The 2372-nt window shown below is 75.4% G+C and carries 2 protein-coding genes and 1 pseudogene; all 3 read right to left on the bottom strand.

What is annotated here, in order from left to right; genetic code table 11:
• Window positions 1-126 precede the first annotated feature (126 nt).
• Complete coding sequence (locus HCN52_RS23810; protein WP_168090486.1) at window positions 127-678, bottom strand: bacterial proteasome activator family protein; 552 nt, start codon at window positions 676-678, stop codon at window positions 127-129.
• Between the two features lie 187 nt (window positions 679-865).
• The gene (locus HCN52_RS23815) at window positions 866-1510 is read right to left on the bottom strand and encodes a PadR family transcriptional regulator (RefSeq protein ID WP_168090487.1); all 645 of its coding nucleotides are present in this window, start codon (window positions 1508-1510) and stop codon (window positions 866-868) included.
• A gap of 202 nt (window positions 1511-1712) precedes the next feature.
• Window positions 1713-2372 (bottom strand): annotated as a pseudogene (locus tag HCN52_RS23820) (hypothetical protein); the annotation flags it as partial.

Below are 2372 nucleotides of genomic sequence, written 5' to 3' on the forward strand. Positions count from 1 at the left end.
CCACGAGGGTGACGAGGTCGCGGGAGAACCCGGCGGCGTGCAGCACCTCCCGGGCGAAGCGGACGGCGATGGCCAGCGGCAGCACCGCGCGGTGGCGGCTCAGAGGTACGGCAGCTCGGCGGCGGCTCAGAGGTACGGGCCGGACGATCCCGGCGGCACGCCATGACCGGGCTCCTCCAGCGAGGCGCCGGCGGGCAGCGCCCGTCGCATCTGCTCCAGCTGGGCGCGAGCCGCCATCTGCTGGGCGAACAGCGTGGTCTGAATGCCGTGGAAGAGGCCTTCCAGCCACCCCACGAGCTGCGCCTGGGCGATACGGAGCTCGGAGTCGGTCGGCAGGCTGTCCTCGGTGAACGGCAGCGAGAGCCGTTCCAGCTCGGCGATCAGCTCGGGGGCGAGCCCCTCTTCGAGCTCCTTCACCGAGGAGGAGTGGATCTCCTTGAGGCGGGCGCGGCTCGCCTCGTCCAGCGGGGCCGCCTTCACCTCTTCCAGCAGCTGCTTGATCATGGAGCCGATCCGCATGACCTTCGCGGGCTGCTCGACCATCTCGGTCAGCGGTACTTCCGCCTGCTCGCCCTCGCCACCGCGCGGTGCGGCGCTGCCGAGGGCCATGCCGTCGGGCCCCACGACCAGGACGTGCGGGCTCTCCTGCTGCGACGGATCGTTACTGGGCTGCGTCATACCCCCATCATGCACGCCCCGGGCCGTCCCCTTCGCGGCGACGGTCCCCTCCGGCCGCCCCGTGACCGTGAGCGGTCCGGCGGGGCGGTGCGCGGCGGGACGAGGCACGGGGGACACAGCGGCGCCGGGGCGGCCAGGAGCGGCGGGCCGTCGGGCGCGGCGGGCGGGAACTCCGGGACCGCGGGCCTCAGGCGCCGCGCCGACCCCCGTGACCGGGGGACGCGGCGGCCCGCTCCTCCTCGTCCACGACGGCGTCCGGGTCGGGCAGCACCGGCGCGCCCTGCGGCGGGTCGGGGTGCGTGGCGGCGAACCGGATCAGCCTGGTCTCGCAGTGGTCGAGCCAGCGCGCCTCGGCCTCGGACTGGAAGATCAGCTGCTCCAGCACCAGGAGCCAGGCGATGTCGTCCCGGTTGTCCGGCCCGGAGGCGAGCGCGCGGGCCTTCAGACGGGTGTAGTCCTGCATCGCGCGCAGCGTGTGGCGGCGCTGGCCCTGGATGATCGCGACCAGGTCCACGCCGGGTGCGCCGACCGCCATCGCCAGTTTGATGGCGAGTTCGTCGCGGGCGGGCTGCGACCGGTCCACGGGCCGCGTGTACCACTCGGCGAGTTCGCGTCGGCCGTCCTCGGTGATCGCGTAGAGCTGCTGCTTGCCCTCGCGTTCCCCCTGCGGCACGACGAGCCCGTCCCGCTCCAGGCGGCCGAGCGTCGTGTAGACCTGCCCGATGTTGAGCGGCCAGGTCGCCCCCGTCCTCGTCTCGAACTCCGACCGCAACTGCGACCCGTAGCACGCACCCCGCTCGAGGAGCGCCAGCAAACCGAACCTAATCGACATACTGAGTATGTATACCGGGTCGGAAGCGCATCGCAAAGCCCGGGGTGCCCGACACCTGACCGAACCACCGCACGGACCGCCCCGCCGCACCGCCCGCCGCAGGTCCTGCGGGGCAGGTGGGAGGCGCACCGGCCCCGCAGGAGCGGGCCGGTCACATCCCGCGGAGCGCACGGTATTTCACCCCCGAGCGTGGCATATCCGGTCAGTCGCGGCGCAACCGCAGCCCGACCATGCCGAGGCCGAGACCGAGGCACGCGAGCCCGGCGCCGAGCGGCAGCACCTCCACCAGCGCGCCCGGCCCGGGCTCCAACTCCCGTCCGCCGCTGTTGCGCTGCTCGTCGACGGGGACGCGGCCGATCGGCGGGAGCAGGCCCGGGGCCTGGCCGAGGGGGCCGGCGTGCGCGGCGAGCGAGACGAGGTCGACGGCGGCACCGGCGGCCTGCGGCCCCGTCGCGGCACCCGCCGGTCCGGAACGGGCGGCGGTCGCACCGCCGCCAGGGGCCGCTTCGCCGCCCTGTTCGGAGCGGCTCGCCGCGGTGTCCGTGGCCCCCGGCGCCTCGGTGGCCTCCGGGGTCTCGGCCGACGGCTCGCCGGGTTGCGGGGCAGCTGGGCGACCGGCGGCGCCGGGGGCGATCACATCGCCCAGCGGCCCCGCGGCGAGGGCGAAGGCCACGGAGTCCGCCGCCTCCGCCAGGGCGGCCCGCACCTCCGCGGGCAGCGCGGCGGGCAGGCCGTTCGCGCCGGACAGCGGGACAGCGGGACAGCGGGGCAGGGAGACAGGGAGACGTCCGCGGCGTGTGCGGGCCCATCGGCCCGAGTCGCCGCATGGTCGGCTCCGCCGATGTCGTGGGCCACCGCCCCG

Source organism: Streptomyces bohaiensis (assembly GCF_012033785.1).
GTDB lineage: Bacteria > Actinomycetota > Actinomycetes > Streptomycetales > Streptomycetaceae > Streptomyces > Streptomyces bohaiensis.